The organism is Variovorax sp. P1_H2, assembly GCF_056405295.1.
The window spans coordinates 1-14,489 of sequence record NZ_JBFUCJ010000054.1; the positions used below are offsets into that span (position 1 = coordinate 1).

13 protein-coding genes are annotated in these 14,489 nt (G+C 70.0%); 6 read left to right on the forward strand and 7 right to left on the reverse strand.

The features are described 5' to 3' along the window. On the forward strand, positions 1-291 hold a 291-nt coding region (locus AC1D2E_RS18865; protein ID WP_478198805.1), incomplete at its 5' end, for a type II toxin-antitoxin system death-on-curing family toxin. A 3-nt stretch (positions 292-294) separates the two neighbouring features. On the opposite strand, the gene ureC is transcribed toward AC1D2E_RS18865, so the two are convergent. From ureC to AC1D2E_RS18885, 4 genes are all read right to left on the reverse strand, one after another. After that, positions 295-2,013 carry an urease subunit alpha gene (gene ureC / locus AC1D2E_RS18870; RefSeq protein WP_478198806.1) on the reverse strand — a complete coding sequence of 573 codons (1,719 nt, stop codon included), beginning with the start codon at positions 2,011-2,013 and terminating at the stop codon, positions 295-297. After that, a complete protein-coding gene (locus AC1D2E_RS18875; protein ID WP_478172884.1) occupies positions 2,014-2,319 on the reverse strand; it encodes an urease subunit beta in 306 nt (101 codons plus the stop codon). It lies immediately after the preceding gene. Positions 2,320-2,329: 10 nt separating this feature from the next. After that, positions 2,330-2,935 (reverse strand): HupE/UreJ family protein, encoded by a 606-nt coding sequence (locus AC1D2E_RS18880; protein ID WP_478198807.1) that lies wholly within the window; start codon positions 2,933-2,935, stop codon positions 2,330-2,332. A 145-nt stretch (positions 2,936-3,080) separates the two neighbouring features. Next, a complete protein-coding gene (locus tag AC1D2E_RS18885; RefSeq protein WP_478167403.1) occupies positions 3,081-3,383 on the reverse strand; it encodes an urease subunit gamma in 303 nt (100 codons plus the stop codon). Positions 3,384-3,603: 220 nt separating this feature from the next. Here AC1D2E_RS18885 and AC1D2E_RS18890 point away from each other — a divergent pair, with 220 nt between their 5' ends. Genes AC1D2E_RS18890 through AC1D2E_RS18900 form a run of 3 tightly spaced genes read left to right on the forward strand, consistent with a single transcriptional unit; the run spans position 3,604 to position 8,977 of the window. Further along, positions 3,604-7,266, forward strand: coding sequence for a hybrid sensor histidine kinase/response regulator (locus AC1D2E_RS18890; RefSeq protein ID WP_478198840.1), 3,663 nt, complete (start codon positions 3,604-3,606; stop codon positions 7,264-7,266). Continuing rightward, the gene (locus AC1D2E_RS18895; RefSeq protein WP_478198808.1) at positions 7,263-8,282 is read left to right on the forward strand and encodes a response regulator; all 1,020 of its coding nucleotides are present in this window, start codon (positions 7,263-7,265) and stop codon (positions 8,280-8,282) included. The genes AC1D2E_RS18890 and AC1D2E_RS18895 overlap by 4 nt, the downstream gene beginning before the upstream one ends. Before the next feature lie 29 nt (positions 8,283-8,311). Next, on the forward strand, positions 8,312-8,977 hold the full coding sequence (locus tag AC1D2E_RS18900; RefSeq protein ID WP_478198809.1) for a hypothetical protein: 666 nt from the start codon (positions 8,312-8,314) through the stop codon (positions 8,975-8,977). Positions 8,978-8,981: 4 nt separating this feature from the next. Here AC1D2E_RS18900 and AC1D2E_RS18905 read toward each other — a convergent pair whose 3' ends face one another. The 3 genes from AC1D2E_RS18905 to AC1D2E_RS18915 form a co-directional block, all read right to left on the reverse strand. Continuing rightward, positions 8,982-9,332, reverse strand: a complete 351-nt coding sequence (locus AC1D2E_RS18905) for an alpha/beta hydrolase (protein WP_478198810.1) — start codon at positions 9,330-9,332, stop codon at positions 8,982-8,984. 372 nt (positions 9,333-9,704) lie between these two features. Next, the gene (gene recJ, locus AC1D2E_RS18910) at positions 9,705-11,414 is read right to left on the reverse strand and encodes a single-stranded-DNA-specific exonuclease RecJ (protein WP_478198811.1); all 1,710 of its coding nucleotides are present in this window, start codon (positions 11,412-11,414) and stop codon (positions 9,705-9,707) included. Positions 11,415-11,416: 2 nt separating this feature from the next. Beyond that, positions 11,417-12,385: a hypothetical protein gene (locus AC1D2E_RS18915; RefSeq protein ID WP_478198812.1), complete on the reverse strand. Its 969-nt coding sequence runs from the start codon at positions 12,383-12,385 to the stop codon at positions 11,417-11,419. A 124-nt stretch (positions 12,386-12,509) separates the two neighbouring features. Here AC1D2E_RS18915 and AC1D2E_RS18920 point away from each other — a divergent pair, with 124 nt between their 5' ends. After that, the gene (locus tag AC1D2E_RS18920) at positions 12,510-13,766 is read left to right on the forward strand and encodes a lipoprotein-releasing ABC transporter permease subunit (RefSeq protein ID WP_478198813.1); all 1,257 of its coding nucleotides are present in this window, start codon (positions 12,510-12,512) and stop codon (positions 13,764-13,766) included. Beyond that, positions 13,759-14,436: a lipoprotein-releasing ABC transporter ATP-binding protein LolD gene (lolD, locus tag AC1D2E_RS18925; protein ID WP_478198814.1), complete on the forward strand. Its 678-nt coding sequence runs from the start codon at positions 13,759-13,761 to the stop codon at positions 14,434-14,436. Before AC1D2E_RS18920 ends, lolD begins: the two co-directional genes overlap by 8 nt. The last annotated feature ends 53 nt before the right edge of the window (positions 14,437-14,489 follow it).

A 14,489-nucleotide genomic window follows, 5' to 3' on the forward strand; every position in this document is an offset into this window, starting at 1 on the left:
CTCGCTTCTGCGTTGGCCCGTCCACAGAACCGGGCGTTGTATGAGTCGCCTGACGCTGCAACCCTCGCGGCGAGCTACGCATTCGGCATCGCCCGCAACCATCCGTTCGTTGATGGCAACAAGAGGACGGCCTTCGTGGCCTTGGAGGTCTTTCTCGACCTCAACGGGCTCGAGCTCGATGCCACCGATGAGGATTGCGTTCTCGCGACGCTCCGGCTTGCAGCGGGCCAGCTCGACGAAGCAGCGCTCGCGCAGTGGATTCGCGACCGCCTCGCGACTCGGCGCGCCTGACATTCAGAACAGAAAATACCGCTGCGTCATCGGCAGCGACACCGCCGGATCGCACACCAGCAGCTTCCCGTCCGCACGCACCGCGTAGGTCTGGTGGTCGATCTCCATCATTGGCGTGTAGGCGTTGTGCACCATGTGGTGCTTCCGCACGCCGCGGATGTTCTTCACCGCACTCAGCGTCTTGGCCAGGCCGTAGCGCTCGCCGATGCCCGCCGACAGTCCGGCCTGCGAGACGAAGGTCAGCGAGCTCTTCGCGAGCGAGCCGCCATAGGCGCCGAACATCGGCCGGTAGTGCACCGGCTGCGGCGTCGGGATCGAGGCGTTGGGGTCGCCCATCGCGGCCATCGCGATCGTGCCGCCCTTGATGATCGTGAAGGGCTTGACGCCGAAGAAGGCCGGCTTCCAGACCACCAGGTCGGCCCACTTGCCGACCTCGATGCTGCCGACCTCGTGCGCGATGCCGTGCGCGAGCGCGGGGTTGATCGTGTACTTGGCGACATAGCGCTTGGCGCGGAAGTTGTCGTTGCGCGCGTTGTCCTCGGGCAGCTTGCCGCGCTGGCCCTTCATCTTGTGCGCGGTCTGCCAGCAGCGGATCACGATCTCGCCGACCCGGCCCATGGCCTGGCTGTCGGAGCTGAACATGCTGATCGCGCCGAGGTCGTGCAGGATGTCCTCGGCCGCGATGGTCTCCTTGCGGATGCGGCTCTCGGCGAAGGCCAGGTCCTCGGGGATGCCGGCGTCGAGGTGGTGGCACACCATCAGCATGTCGACGTGCTCGTCGAGCGTGTTCACGGTGTAGGGCATCGTCGGGTTGGTCGACGAGGGCAGGAAGTTGGCCTCGCCCACCACCCGCAGGATGTCCGGCGCATGGCCGCCGCCCGCGCCCTCGGTGTGGAAGGCGCAGATGGCGCGGCCCTTCACGGCCGCGATGGTGTTCTCGACGAAGCCCGACTCGTTGAGGGTGTCGCTGTGGATCGCCACCTGCGTGTCGGTGGCATCGGCCACGTCCAGGCAGTTGCTGATCGCGGCCGGCGTGGTGCCCCAGTCCTCGTGCAGCTTGAGGCCGATCACGCCGGCGTCGATCTGCTCGTGCAACGCTGCCGGCAGGCTGGCGTTGCCCTTGCCGAGGAAGCCGAGGTTCATCGGGAAGGCGTCGGCGGCCTGCAGCATGCGCTCGATGTGCCAGGGGCCGGGCGTCGCGGTGGTCGCGAAGGTGCCGGTCGCGGGGCCGGTGCCGCCGCCCAGCATGGTGGTCACGCCGGACGCAAGCGCCTCCTCGATCTGCTGCGGGCAGATGAAGTGGATGTGGCTGTCGATGCCGCCCGCCGTGACGATGTTGCCCTCGCAGCTGATCACCTCGGTGCCGGCGCCGATCACGATGTCGACACCCGGCTGGACATCGGGATTGCCGGCCTTGCCGATGGCGACGATGCGGCCGTCCTTCAAGCCGATGTCGGCCTTCACGATGCCCCAGTGGTCGAGGATCAGCGCGTTGGTCATCACGGTGTCGACCGTGCCCTCGGCGCGGGTGCGCTGGCCTTGCGCCATGCCGTCGCGGATGGTCTTGCCGCCGCCGAACTTGACTTCCTCGCCGTAGCCGCCGGCGTGCAGCGTGTAGTCCTCCTCGACCTCGATCACCAGGTCGGTGTCGGCCAGCCGCACGCGGTCGCCGACGGTGGGACCGAATATTTCTGCGTAGGCGCGTCGCCCGATCGTTGCCATCTAGAGCTTTCCTTGAACGAGGCCGCGAAAGCCGTAGATCACGCGGTCACCCGAAAAATCGACCAGCTCGACCGTGCGCTGCTGGCCCGGTTCGAAGCGCACCGCCGTGCCCGAGGCGATGTTCAGCCGCATGCCGCGCGCGGCCTCGCGGTCGAAGCCGAGCGCGCCGTTGGTCTCGGCGAAGTGGTAGTGCGAGCCGACCTGGATCGGCCGGTCGGCGGTGTTCTGGACCACCAGCGTGATGGCGCGTCGGCCGGGGTTGAGGACGTGATCGCCCTCGTCGGTGATGAGTTCGCCGGGAATCATCGAGGTCGCCTCAGGCCAGCGCGCCGCCGAGCAGCGCGACGCCGAACAGCGCCACCGCGGCGCCCGCGATGCGCGGCAGCCAGCGATGGCCGTGGCGCAGCGTCCAGCCGGCGGCGATGCCGGTCGCGTGCAGCAGCACGGTGGCGGCGAGCATGCCGGCCAGTGCCAGGGCGGCGCCGGCTTCACCGTGCAACTCCTGGCCGTGCGCAAGGCCGTGGAAGATCGCAAAGACACCGACCAGCGCGGCCGTCGCAAAGGCCGGCAGCCGCTTGCGCGTGGCGACCAGCAGGCCCAGCACCAGCAGCGAGGCCGCGATCATCGGCTCGACCGCCGGCAGTTGCAGGCCGCCCAGGCCGGCCAGCGCACCCGCGAGCAGCATCAGCGCGAAGCCCAGTGGTGCCCACAGCAGGTCGGGCCAGGCCCGGCGCGCGGCGAGTGCGCTCCAGAGGCCGACTGCGACCATCGCAGCCAGGTGGTCGGGCCCGGTCAGCGGATGCAGGAAGCCGGCGAGGAAACCGTGATGCAGGCCGGCGTCGACGCCGGTGTGGGCGCTGGCGGCCAGCGGCAGCGCGGCGAACAGCAGCGCGAGGACGGGTGCGGTACGGGTGAAGCGCATGGTGAGGGTCCTTGTTGTCGTGAGAGGAGGGCTCAGGCCGGCGCCGGGCCGCCTGCGCGGCGAAGTCCGCGCTTCGCGCTGACGGGCGGCCTGCTGATTCCCCTCGGGGGGCAGCGAGCCACACGCAGTGGGGGAGCGTGGGGGCTCATAAGATCGGCTGGTGCACGGTCACCAGCTTGGTGCCGTCCGGAAACGTCGCTTCGACCTGGATGTCCGGAATCATCTCGGCGATGCCGTCCATGACGTCGGCCCGGGTCAGCACGGCGCGGCCCTCGCTCATCAGGGCGGCGACGCTCTTGCCGTCGCGCGCGCCTTCCATCACGGCGGCCGAGATCAGCGCCACGGCCTCGGGGTAGTTGAGCTTGAGCCCGCGGGCCCGGCGTCGTTCGGCCAGCAGGGCTGCGGTGAAGATCAGCAGCTTGTCTTTTTCGCGCGGTGTGAGTTCCATGGGTGCGGGGGTGGCGTCTTGAGGCAGGCCATTATTGGGCAGTCGTGAACCTTTGCAACAGTCGTGCCTCGCGCGTTTAGCGGCCGGCCCGCGCAGCGAGGCCCGTTGGTGGAACACCGCGGAACCGGCTTTGCCGGGCCGCTGGTGTTGCCCCCGGCGAGGGGGTGGGCGGCTACACGAAGTGAGCCAACCTGGGGGTGAGCACAGGTGGGCACGGAACCTGCACCGATCTGGTGTGGACACCACCGCCGTTCCCCCCGCTCCGAGCGACGAAGCGCCGCAGCGCATCGTCAAGGTCCGGCGCGACTACAACAGCTGGGTCGCCCGCGAGACGCTGGAGGACTACGCGCTGCGCTACACGCCGCAGCGCTTCCGCCGGATGTCCGAGTGGCGGGTGGCGAGCACCGCCTTCGGCGGCGCCGCGTCCTTCCTGATCCTGGAGGCGGTCGGCGCCACGCTGCTGGTGCAGTACGGCTTCGTCAATGCCTTCTGGGCGATCCTGGTCACCGGGCTGATCATCTTCCTGGCCGGCCTGCCGATCAGCGTCTATGCGGCGCGCTATGGCGTCGACATGGACCTGCTCACGCGCGGCGCCGGCTTCGGCTACATCGGCTCGACCCTGACCTCGCTGATCTACGCCTCCTTCACCTTCATCTTCTTCGCCCTCGAGGCCGCGGTGATGGCCTATGCGCTCGAACTGGCGCTGGGCGTCCCGCCGGTCTGGGGCTACCTGGTCTGCGCGCTGGTGGTGATCCCGCTGGTCACGCACGGCATTTCGGCCATCAGCCGGCTGCAAGTGTGGACCCAGCCGATCTGGCTGCTGATGCTGGTGGTGCCCTTCGGTTACGTGCTGGCGCGCGATCCTGGTGCGTTCTCGGGCGTGACGCACTACATCGGTGTCAGATCGAAGGCGGATGGTTTCGATCTGCACCTCTTCGGTGCCGCGCTGACGGTCGGCATCGCCCTGATCACGCAGATGGGCGAGCAGGCCGACTACCTGCGCTTCATGCCGGCGCGCACGGTCGCCAACCGCGGCCGCTGGTGGGCCGGCGTGCTGGCGGGCGGACCCGGCTGGGTGGTGCTCGGCGTGCTCAAGATGCTCGGCGGCGCCTTGCTGGCCTATCTGGCGATCAGCCACATGGTGCCGCCGGAGCGCGCGGTCGACCCGAACCAGATGTACCTGGCGGCCTACGAGTACGTGTTCCCGAACTTCGGCTGGGCGGTGGCGGCGACCGCGATCTTCGTCGTCATCTCGCAGCTCAAGATCAACGTCACCAACGCCTATGCCGGCTCGCTGGCGTGGAGCAACTTCTTCTCGCGCGTCACGCACAGCCATCCGGGCCGCGTGGTGTGGGTGGTCTTCAATGCGCTGATCGCCTTCATGCTGATGGAGATGAACGTGTTCGAGGCGCTGGGCGACGTGCTCGGCCTCTACGCCAACATCGCGATTGCCTGGATGATGGCGGTGGTGGCCGACCTGGTCATCAACAAGCCGCTGGGGCTGTCGCCGCCGGGCATCGAGTTCAAGCGCGCGCACCTGTGGGACATCAACCCGGTCGGCGTCGGCGCGATGGCGCTGGCCTCGGGGCTGTCGATCACCGCGCACCTGGGCGTGTTCGGACCGCTGGCGCAGGCCTTCTCGGCGCTGATCGCGCTCGGCACCGCCTTTGTCACGGCGCCGCTGATCGCCTGGGCCACGCGCGGCAAGTACTACATCGCGCGGGTCTCGGACGAGGATGGCGCCGCGCCCTTCGCGCCGTCGACGCGCCGCTCGGCGATCCGCTGGGCGCGGGTCGAGTCCGGCGCCGGCAGCTACCGCCGGACTCTGAGCCCCCACGCTCCGCACTGCGTGTCGTCGCTGCCCCCCGAGGGGGCGCAGTCCGCCTTGGGGCGGCCCGGCGGCGGACCCTCCACCCAGTTCTGCGTGATCTGCGAGCGCGAATACGAAGGCCCGGACATGGCGCATTGCCCGGCCTACCAGGGCGCGATCTGCTCGCTCTGCTGCACGCTGGACGCGCGCTGCGGCGACCTCTGCAAGCCGCAGGCGAGCCTGTCGGCGCAATGGTCGGGTGCGCTGCGCTGGCTGCTGCCGCGCCGGGTCTGGCCCTACCTCGACACCGGGCTCGGCCATTTCCTGCTGCTGATGCTGATCGTGGTGCCGCTACTGGCCGGTGTCTTCGGCGTGCTCTACCAGCAGGAGCTGCGCGCGCTCGGCGACGCGGCGATGGGCGAGGTCGCGATGCCCGGCATGCAGCCGGCGTCGCTGCGCTCGGGCTTCCTCAAGGCCTACATGGCGCTGCTCGTGATCGCCGGCATCGTCGCCTGGTGGCTGGTGCTGGCGCACCAGAGCCGCAAGGTGGCGCAGGAGGAGTCGAACCGCCAGACCCACCTGCTGGTGCGCGAGATCGAGCTGCACCGCAAGACCGACCGGGCACTGCAGGCGGCCAAGCAGAGCGCCGACCAGGCGCGCAGCATCGCCGAGGAATCCAAGCGCGCGGCCGACCAGGCCAACCAGGCCAAGAGCCGCTACATCAGCGCCATCAGCCACGAGCTGCGCACGCCGCTCAACAGCATCCTGGGCTATGCGCAGCTGATGGGCGAGGACGCCGCCGTGCCGCCGCATCGCCGGCAGGCGGTGGCGGTGATCAGGCGCGGCGGCGAGCACCTGCTGTCGCTGATCGAGGGCACGCTGGACATCGCCCACATCGAGGCCGGCAAGCTCACGCTCAATGCCCGGCCGATGGCGTTCGCGGACCTGATGAGCGAGCTGGCCGACATGTTCGAGCTCGAGGCCGCCGAGAAGGGCCTGGCCTTCCGCTTCGAGCCCAGCGGCACGCTGCCCGAGCTGGTGCGGGCCGACGAGAAGCGCGTGCGGCAGATCCTCATCAACCTGCTCGGCAACGCGATCAAGTTCACTGCCGCCGGCCAGGTCACGCTGCGGCTGCGCTATGCGCGCGAGTTCGCTGCGATCGAGATCGAGGACACCGGGCCGGGCATGTCGGCGGAAGAACTCGGCCGCATCTTCGAGCCTTTCGCGCGCGGCGCCACGGCCGGGCCGGCAGCGCCCGGAGCCGGCCTCGGGCTGACGATCGCCAAGATGCTGATCGACCTGATGGGCGGCGAGATGCGCGTGCAGAGCACGCCCGGCGTCGGCTCGGTGTTCAGCGTGCGGCTGTTCCTGCCGCACGTGCACGAGCTGCCCGCCGGTATCGGACGCCGCCTGCCGGCACCGGCAGCACGGCCGCGGCGCGGCTACGAGGGCCGGCGCCGTCGCTTGCTGGTGGTCGACAACGAGGAGGCCGATCGAGAGCTCTTGGTACAGGTGCTCGCGCCGCTGGGCTTCGAGCTGCGCACCGCCGCCAGCGGCCACGATGCGCTGGACCTGGTCGCGGCCGGCTGGCACCCCGATGCGATGTTCGTCGACCTCGCGATGCCGGGCATCGACGGCTGGGAGACGATCCGCCGCTCGCGCGCGCTCGGGCTGGCCGGCGCCGCGGTGGCGATCGTCTCGGCCAACGCCTTCGACAAGCGCCTGGACAACGACGTCGGCATCACGCCCGATGATTTCTTCGTCAAGCCGGTGCGCCACAGCGAACTGCTCGACTGGCTCGAGCGCCGCCTCGGCATCCGCTGGACCGAGAGCCCGGCCGCACCGCCCGCCGCCGAGCAGGCCGCGGTGGTGCTGCCCTCGACCGCACGACTGCGTGCGCTCGAGGAAGCGGTCGGCCTGGGTTATTTTCGGGGCATCATGAATCAGCTCGACGATATCGACGCGGCCCAGCCCGAGTGCGCCGCCTGGACCGCCGCCCAGCGCGCCCTGGCGCGACAGTTCCAGTTCGAGGCGATGAGCCGGGCCCTCGGCGCGGCGGTGGGAGCCCCATGAGCGGCGCGAACAAGCCATCGATGCTGGTCGACACGCTGCGCGGCAGCGGCGGCAACAGCGACCTCGTCCTGATCGTCGACGACGTGCCCGACAACCTCGCGGTGCTGCACGATGCGCTCGACGAGTCGGGCTACACCGTGCTGGTCGCCACCAGCGGCGAGCAGGCGCTGCAGCGCGCGGCCCAGGCGCGGCCCGACATCGTGCTGCTCGACGCGATGATGCCGGGCATCGACGGCTTCGAGGTGGCGCGCCGGCTCAAGGCCGATGCCGCGACCGCCCACATCCCGATCGTCTTCATGACCGGGCTGACCGAGACCGAGCACCTGGTCGCCGCGCTGGAGGCCGGCGGCGTCGACTACGTGACCAAGCCGATCAAGCCCAAGGAGGTGCTGGCGCGCATGAACGTTCATCTGCAGGGGGCGCGGCGCGCCCGGCAGGAAGCGCAGCAGGCCGGCCAGGCGCGCAATGCGCTCGATGCCTTCGGCTACGCCAGCATCACGGTGCGGATGCCCGAGGGCAAGCTGATCTGGCAGACCGCGCTGGCGCGCGACATGCTGCTGCGTTATTGCGGCACCAGTGCGCCGGTGACGCCGCCCGCGGTGCTCGAATGGCTGCGGCGGCACCTGCCCGATGCGCAGCAGCGCCAGATCGAACCTCCTGCGCTGTCGATCACGCAGCAGGGTTCGGCCAGCCTCAGCCTGCGCCTGCACCAGCAGACCGGCCACGACGACGAGGGCGACGACTGGCTGATCATCATGCGCGAGGTGTCGGACACCGCCGTGATCGAGGCCATGAGCCTGAGCCTCAAGCTGACGGCGCGCGAAGCCGAGGTGCTGTACTGGGTGGTCAAGGGCAAGACCAACAAGGACATCGGCGAGATCCTCGGCAGCAGCCCCGCGACCGCCAAGAAGCACCTGGAACGGGTCTATGTCAAGCTGGGCGTCGAGACCCGCACGGCCGCCGCCGGCGTGGCAATGAAACGCATTCGCGAGCTGCAGCCGCAATTCGAGATCTGAGTCACGGGCGGCTCCTAGAATGCGCGGCCATGGCCCGACGTATTCTTCCCCTGCTCCTTTGCGTCCTCGCGATGCAGGTCCATGCCGCCGGCCATTTCGACATCGACGATGCCGGCACGCTGGACCCGGGCCAGTGCCAGTACGAAGTCTGGGGCGGGCGCTTCGGCACCGCGCCAGTCACCGACTACCACTTCGGTCCGGCCTGCCGCGTCGGGCCGGTCGAGCTGGGCTTCAACATCGATCGCGCGTCGGTGCCGGGCGACAAGGCCTACGGCGCCGGGCCGCAGCTCAAGTGGACCTTCATGGGGAAGGAGGACGACGCCCGACTGAGCTCAGCGCTGTTCTTCAGTGCGGTGTGGGACGTCACGCACGGCGGTCGTGCGGGCGGCCAGTTCGTGGTGCCCGTGACCTGGCATCCGCTCGACAGCCTGTATGTCAACTTCAATCTCGGCTACGACTGGACGCCCGGCAGCGGCGAGCGAACCGGGCGCGGCGGCCTGCAGGGTGCCTGGGCCTTCAACGACAAGCTGTGGCTGGTTTTCGAGCGCTTTCGAGCCTTCGACGTCTGGACTTCGCGCGCCGGCGTGCGCTTCAATCTGACGCCGACGATCAGCGTCGACCTGAGCGTCGCGCGCAGCGGCCCGGACGGTGTCCGGGGCTACGCGATCGGGCTCAACCAGGTCTTCCAGCGCTAGCCGATTACAGCGCAGCCTGGCGCGTGAACGAGACCTTCGGCTTGCTGTACGCGGCCGGCACCTGGTCGCGGTAGAACGCGCGGCGGTCGAGGCTGGCCAGCGGGTCGTGCGCCTTGGCGACCGCTTCGGCGCGCACGGCGCTGCGGCTGGCGGTGGAGGCGAAGGGCTGCGCACCAGCGCTGGCGCCTTCGCCATAGGCGTTGCCTGCACGCGCGGCGACGACGGCCTGGCCGGCGACTTCGGTGCGGCTGGCGGACGAGGTCAGCGAGTGCACGCCGTCATAGGTTTCGGCGTGGGCGCCGGCAGCGGCGAGCAGGGACAGTGCAGCGGCGGCGATGACTTTCGAGGCATTCATTTTGGTTCCTTCACAAGGGTTTGTCGGTGAGAGGAAGTTTGGTGCCAAAGCCCTTCGCACAACCGCCGCAAAAGGAACCGCGGCGTTAGCGGCCTGGAAACAATCCAGGGCGTGTTCCCACTATTTCCAGGGATCGCGTTGCCCGGCCAAGGGGCTGGATGCAAGGCGCCCGCGCGCAGCAAGGCGTTCGCCTTGCAAGCGCGGGCAACGCCGCAGGCGGCCCCTTGGCCGGGCAACCCGAAGGGAAGGCATGCCAAGACGTGCCACTCCGCGTTGCACGTCTTGCATGTGCCAACGCACATGCGGCGTCGCGCGCCTTGATTGGCCCCTCTTGGCATGCCTTCGCGACCCTGGAAATAGTGGGAACACGCCCTAGATCTCGGCGCCTTCGACCAGGAACCTGACACGCCGCACGCCCTGCCATTCGTCGGCATCGAGCCGCCAGGCCAGCACCACGCGGGTCGGCAGCGGCTCGGTGTGGCCGAACCAGATGCCGTCCACCGGCTTGCCGCGGTGCTTGAGCTTGAGCGCCAGGTGCTTCTCGCCGACCAGGCGCTGCGAGACCACCTCGACCTCCTCGCTGAAGGTCGGCGGCGCGAAGCCCTGGCCCCAGACCTCGCGGTGCAGCGTGTCGACCATGTCGACGCGCAGGTATTCGGGCGCCAGCGGCCCGTCGGTGTCGAGCCGGCGCGTCAGCGTGGCGGCGTCGAGCCACTCCTGCGCGACCTGCGCCAGCGCCTGCTCGAAGACCGGGAACTGCTCGCGCGCCACGGTGCAGCCGGCCGCCATGGCGTGGCCGCCGAAGCGCAGCAGCACGTCCGGATGGCGCTTGGCCACCAGGTCGAGTGCATCGCGCAAGTGGAAGCCGGGGATCGAGCGGCCGGAGCCCTTCAGTTCATGCGCCTTGCCGTCGGCGCCGCTGGCCGCGAAGACGAAGGTCGGCCGGTGGAAGCGGTCCTTGATCCGCGAGGCCACGATGCCGACCACGCCTTCGTGGAAGTCGGCGCCGAAGACGCTGATCGCCGCCGGCGGTGCCTGGCTGTCGTCGAACAGCGTCTCGGCCAGCGCCAGCGCCTTGTCGCGCATGCCGCCCTCGATGTCGCGCCGCTCGCGGTTGATGCCGTCGAGCATGCGCGCGAGTTCGTCGGCGCGGCCGGCGTCGTCGGTCAGCAGGCACTCGATGCCGAGCGTCATGTCGGCCAGGCGGCCGGCGGCGTTGATGCGGGGCCCGAGCGCGAAGCCGAAATCGAAGGTGGTGGCCGCGGCCGCATGGCGGCCCGCGGCCTTGAACAGCGCGGCGATGCCGGCTTGCATGACGCCGGCGCGGATGCGGCGCAGGCCCTGCGCCACCAGGCGCCGGTTGTTGGCATCGAGCCGGACCACGTCGGCGACGGTGCCGAGCGCGACCAGCGGCAGCAGTGCATCGAGCTTGGGCTGATTGCCGAGGTCGAACACGCCGCGCGCGCGCAGCTCGCTGCGCAACGCCAGCAGCACGTAGAACATGACGCCGACGCCGGCGATGCTCTTGCTGTCGAAGGTGCAGCCGGGCTGGTTCGGATTCACCAGCACATCGGCGTCGGGCAGCACCGGGCCCGGCAAGTGGTGATCGGTCACCAGCACCGCCAGGCCGCGCGCCTTGGCGGCGGCCACGCCGTCCACGCTCGCGACGCCGTTGTCGACCGTGATCAGCAGGTCGGCACCGCTCGCGGCCACGCGCTCGGCGATCGGCGGCGTCAGGCCGTAGCCATCGACCACGCGGTCGGGTACCAGGTAGGCGACATGGCGCGCGCCCAGCAGTCGCAGGCCGCGCACCGCCACGGCACAGGCGGTGGCACCGTCGCAGTCGTAGTCGGCGACGATGCACAGGCGCTTGTCGTCGCGAATGGCATCGGCCAGCAGCACGGCGGCCTCGCGGGTGCCGCGCAGCGTGTTCGGCGGCAGCAGCAGCGCCAGGCCGTCGTCGAGTTCTTCCTTGGCGCGCACGCCGCGCGCGGCGTAGAGCCGCGCCAGCAGCGGATGCACGCCGGCTTGCTCGAGCGCCCAGGCGCTGCGCGGCGGGATGTCCCTGGCCTGGATCTTCATCGTCACAGCGCCTCGAGGAAGGAGGCCGCCGAGGGGCGGCCGAACAGCCCCTTGGCCCAGTCCGCGAAGCCGCGCGGCTGCAGCGCGAAGCGCTGGGCGCTGCGGTCGCCGCAGAGCGTCAGCGTGACGGCTTCGCCGCGAGCGCTGGCCGCCAGAAAATCGGCCACCGGGCCGGCATCGAGCGCTTGCCAGGCCGAGGCCCAGCCGGCGCCGTCATCGCGCAGGGCGGGGAGGCGCAGCGCATCGGCCACAGTGGGGGCGCTGGCCTTCGGGGCGAATGCGGCGGGCAGGCTGCCGGTGCCGCTGAGCCAGAAGGAATTGATCGGCGGCACGCCGCGCGCGGTGCGGGCGTCGTTCACGCGCTCGGTGTAGAGCAGCATCTGCATCTCGTTCTGCAGGCGGCGCAGCGGGCGTCCAGCGTCGGACAGCGGCGACCATTGCGAGATCGGGAAGCCGACCGCACGGTCGATCGACGCCGTCGCCAGGCCGTCGAAGATCGGGCCCTGGGCCAGCCAGCGGCCCGGCGTCGCCGAGGCATGCAGCGCGATGCCGTCCTCCTCGAAGAAGGGGCGCGCCGCGGCCAGCAGCGCTTCGGATTCGGCCGGGTCGATCTCGATCGCGGCCGGGTCGCCCAGCATCACGTCGTCGATGCCGACCTGCCAATGGCACAGCGTGGCGATGCCCCAGGCCTGGCCGCCGTCGGTCGGGCTCAGGCCGGCCTGCCTGGCTTCCAGTGCGGCCCAGGGAATGCAGCCGTCGGCGGCCGCGATGCCCAGGGCCTCGGCCAGCGCACGCTCGTGCGGCGGCGAACGGCTGCTGTCGTCCTGCGAATCCTCGTGCACCCGCGTGAGCCGCGCCAGCAGGGCTTCGAGCTTCGGCAGCCGCAGCCCGGCCAGTGCCTCGCGGCAGGCCGGGGAGCTGCGGCCGGCGAAGGGAATGAGCAGGTGGCGGGCGTTGGGCGGTACGGACATGGGGCCTATTGTCCGGGATGCCACAATCAAACAGATGAACTGCCCCCACGCTCATCACTTCGTGTATTCGCTGCCCCCCGGGGGGGTGCCGGCCTCCCTTGGGGCGGCCCGGCGGGAGGCCTGAATGCGACTCCCCTACGAACTGCAACTCGGCTGGCGTTACACCCGAGCCGGCCGGGCCACGCGGCGCAACGGCTTCATCTCCTTCATCTCCGGCGTCTCGATGTTCGGCATCGCGCTCGGCGTGGCGGCGCTGATCATCGTGCTGAGCGTGATGAACGGCTTCCAGAAGGAAGTCACCGACCGCATGCTCGGCGTGATCTCGCACATCGAGATCTTCTCGCGCGATGGCCAGGCGCTGGCCGACATCGACGCCATCATGGAGGACGCCCGCAAGAACCCCGAGGTGATCGGCGTCGCGCCCTTCGTCGCGGCGCAGGCGCTGCTGGCGCGCGGCGAGGACATGAAGGGCGCGCTGATCCGCGGCATCGACCCGATGCTCGAGCCGCAGGTCACCGACATCTCGACCACCGCCCAGCAGGGCGCGCTCGACAAGCTGGTGCCGGGCGAGTTCGGCATCGTGCTGGGCATCGAGCTGGCACGCTCGATGTTCGTGCGGGTCGGCGACCAGGTCACGCTGGTGGCCCCCGGCGGCCAGGTCACGCCGGCCGGCGTGATGCCGCGCTTCAAACCCTTCACCGTGGTCGGCACCTTCGATTCGGGCCACTACGAATACGATTCGGCGCTGGCGATGATCCATGCCGAGGACGCCGCCCGCGTGTTCCGCCTCGAGGGCCCGACCGGCGTGCGGCTCAAGCTCAAGGACCTGCACCAGGCGCGCGAGGTGGCCGACCAGCTGGCGGCCACGCTGCCGGGCCAGTTCCTGATCCGCGACTGGACCCGCGCCAACAAGACCTGGTTCGCGGCGGTGCAGGTCGAGAAACGCATGATGTTCATCATCCTCACGCTGATCGTGGCGGTGGCGGCCTTCAACCTGGTCTCGACCCTGGTGATGACCGTGACCGACAAGCGTGCCGACATCGCGATCCTGCGCACGCTCGGCTCGAGTCCGAAAAGCATCATGGGCATCTTCGTGGTGCAGGGGGCCATGGTCGGCGTCATCGGCACCCTGGGTGGCCTGCTGCTGGGACTGGGCATCGCCTACAACATCGACGTCATCGTGCCGGCGCTCGAGCGGTTGTTCCATGCCAGCTTCCTGCCCAAGGACATCTATCTGATCAGCAAGATGCCGAGCGATCCGCAGCGCGGCGACATCCTGCCGATCACCCTCATCTCGCTGGTGCTGGCCTTCGTGGCCACGCTCTACCCGAGCTGGCGCGCCAGCCGCGTCAACCCGGCGGAGGCGCTGCGCTATGAGTGAGGTGGTGTTGAAGGTAAGAGGCCTGACCAAGCGCTTCCATGAAGGCCGCATCGACCTCACGGTGCTGCACGGTGTCGACCTCGACGTGCATGCCGGCGAGACGCTGGCCATCGTCGGCGCCTCGGGCTCCGGCAAGAGCACGCTGCTGCACCTGATGGGCGGCCTCGATGCGCCGACCGCGGGCAGCGTCGAGCTGCACGGCGAGAACATCGCCCATGTCGACGCCGCCGAGCAGGGCCGGCTGCGCAATCGGCACCTCGGCTTCGTCTACCAGTTTCATCATTTGCTGCCGGAGTTCAGCGCGCTCGACAACGTTGCGATGCCGCTCAAGATCCGGCGCACGCCGCCGGCCCAGGCCGGCGCGGCGGCGGTCGCGATGTTGAGTGCCGTGGGCCTCGGCGACCGGTTGCAGCACCGGCCGGCGGAACTGTCGGGCGGCGAGCGCCAGCGCGTGGCGATCGCGCGCGCTTTGGTGACCCAGCCCGATTGCGTGCTGGCCGACGAGCCCACCGGCAACCTCGATCGCGCGACCGCCGACGGCGTCTTCGCGCTGATGCTGCAGTTGGCGCGCGATCGCGGCACGGCCTTCGTGATGGTGACGCACGACGAAAGCCTGGCGGCGCGCTGCGATCGCGTGCTGAGGCTCACCGCCGGGCGGCTGGCGGATTGAGGCTCAGGCCGGTGCCGGGCCGCCCCAAGCCGGCCTGCGGCCCCCTCGGGGGG

Bases quoted from the DNA above. Each gene is read 5' to 3' on its own strand.
- ureC (WP_478198806.1), bottom strand. From the start codon at position 2,013: ATGGCAACGATCGGGCGACGCGCCTACGCAGAAATATTCGGTCCCACC.
- AC1D2E_RS18875 (WP_478172884.1), bottom strand. From the start codon at position 2,319: ATGATTCCCGGCGAACTCATCACCGACGAGGGCGATCACGTCCTCAAC.
- AC1D2E_RS18880 (WP_478198807.1), bottom strand. From the start codon at position 2,935: ATGCGCTTCACCCGTACCGCACCCGTCCTCGCGCTGCTGTTCGCCGCG.
- AC1D2E_RS18885 (WP_478167403.1), bottom strand. From the start codon at position 3,383: ATGGAACTCACACCGCGCGAAAAAGACAAGCTGCTGATCTTCACCGCA.
- AC1D2E_RS18895 (WP_478198808.1), top strand. From the start codon at position 7,263: ATGAGCGGCGCGAACAAGCCATCGATGCTGGTCGACACGCTGCGCGGC.
- AC1D2E_RS18900 (WP_478198809.1), top strand. From the start codon at position 8,312: ATGGCCCGACGTATTCTTCCCCTGCTCCTTTGCGTCCTCGCGATGCAG.
- AC1D2E_RS18905 (WP_478198810.1), bottom strand. From the start codon at position 9,332: ATGAATGCCTCGAAAGTCATCGCCGCCGCTGCACTGTCCCTGCTCGCC.
- recJ (WP_478198811.1), bottom strand. From the start codon at position 11,414: ATGAAGATCCAGGCCAGGGACATCCCGCCGCGCAGCGCCTGGGCGCTC.
- AC1D2E_RS18915 (WP_478198812.1), bottom strand. From the start codon at position 12,385: ATGTCCGTACCGCCCAACGCCCGCCACCTGCTCATTCCCTTCGCCGGC.
- AC1D2E_RS18920 (WP_478198813.1), top strand. From the start codon at position 12,510: ATGCGACTCCCCTACGAACTGCAACTCGGCTGGCGTTACACCCGAGCC.
- lolD (WP_478198814.1), top strand. From the start codon at position 13,759: ATGAGTGAGGTGGTGTTGAAGGTAAGAGGCCTGACCAAGCGCTTCCAT.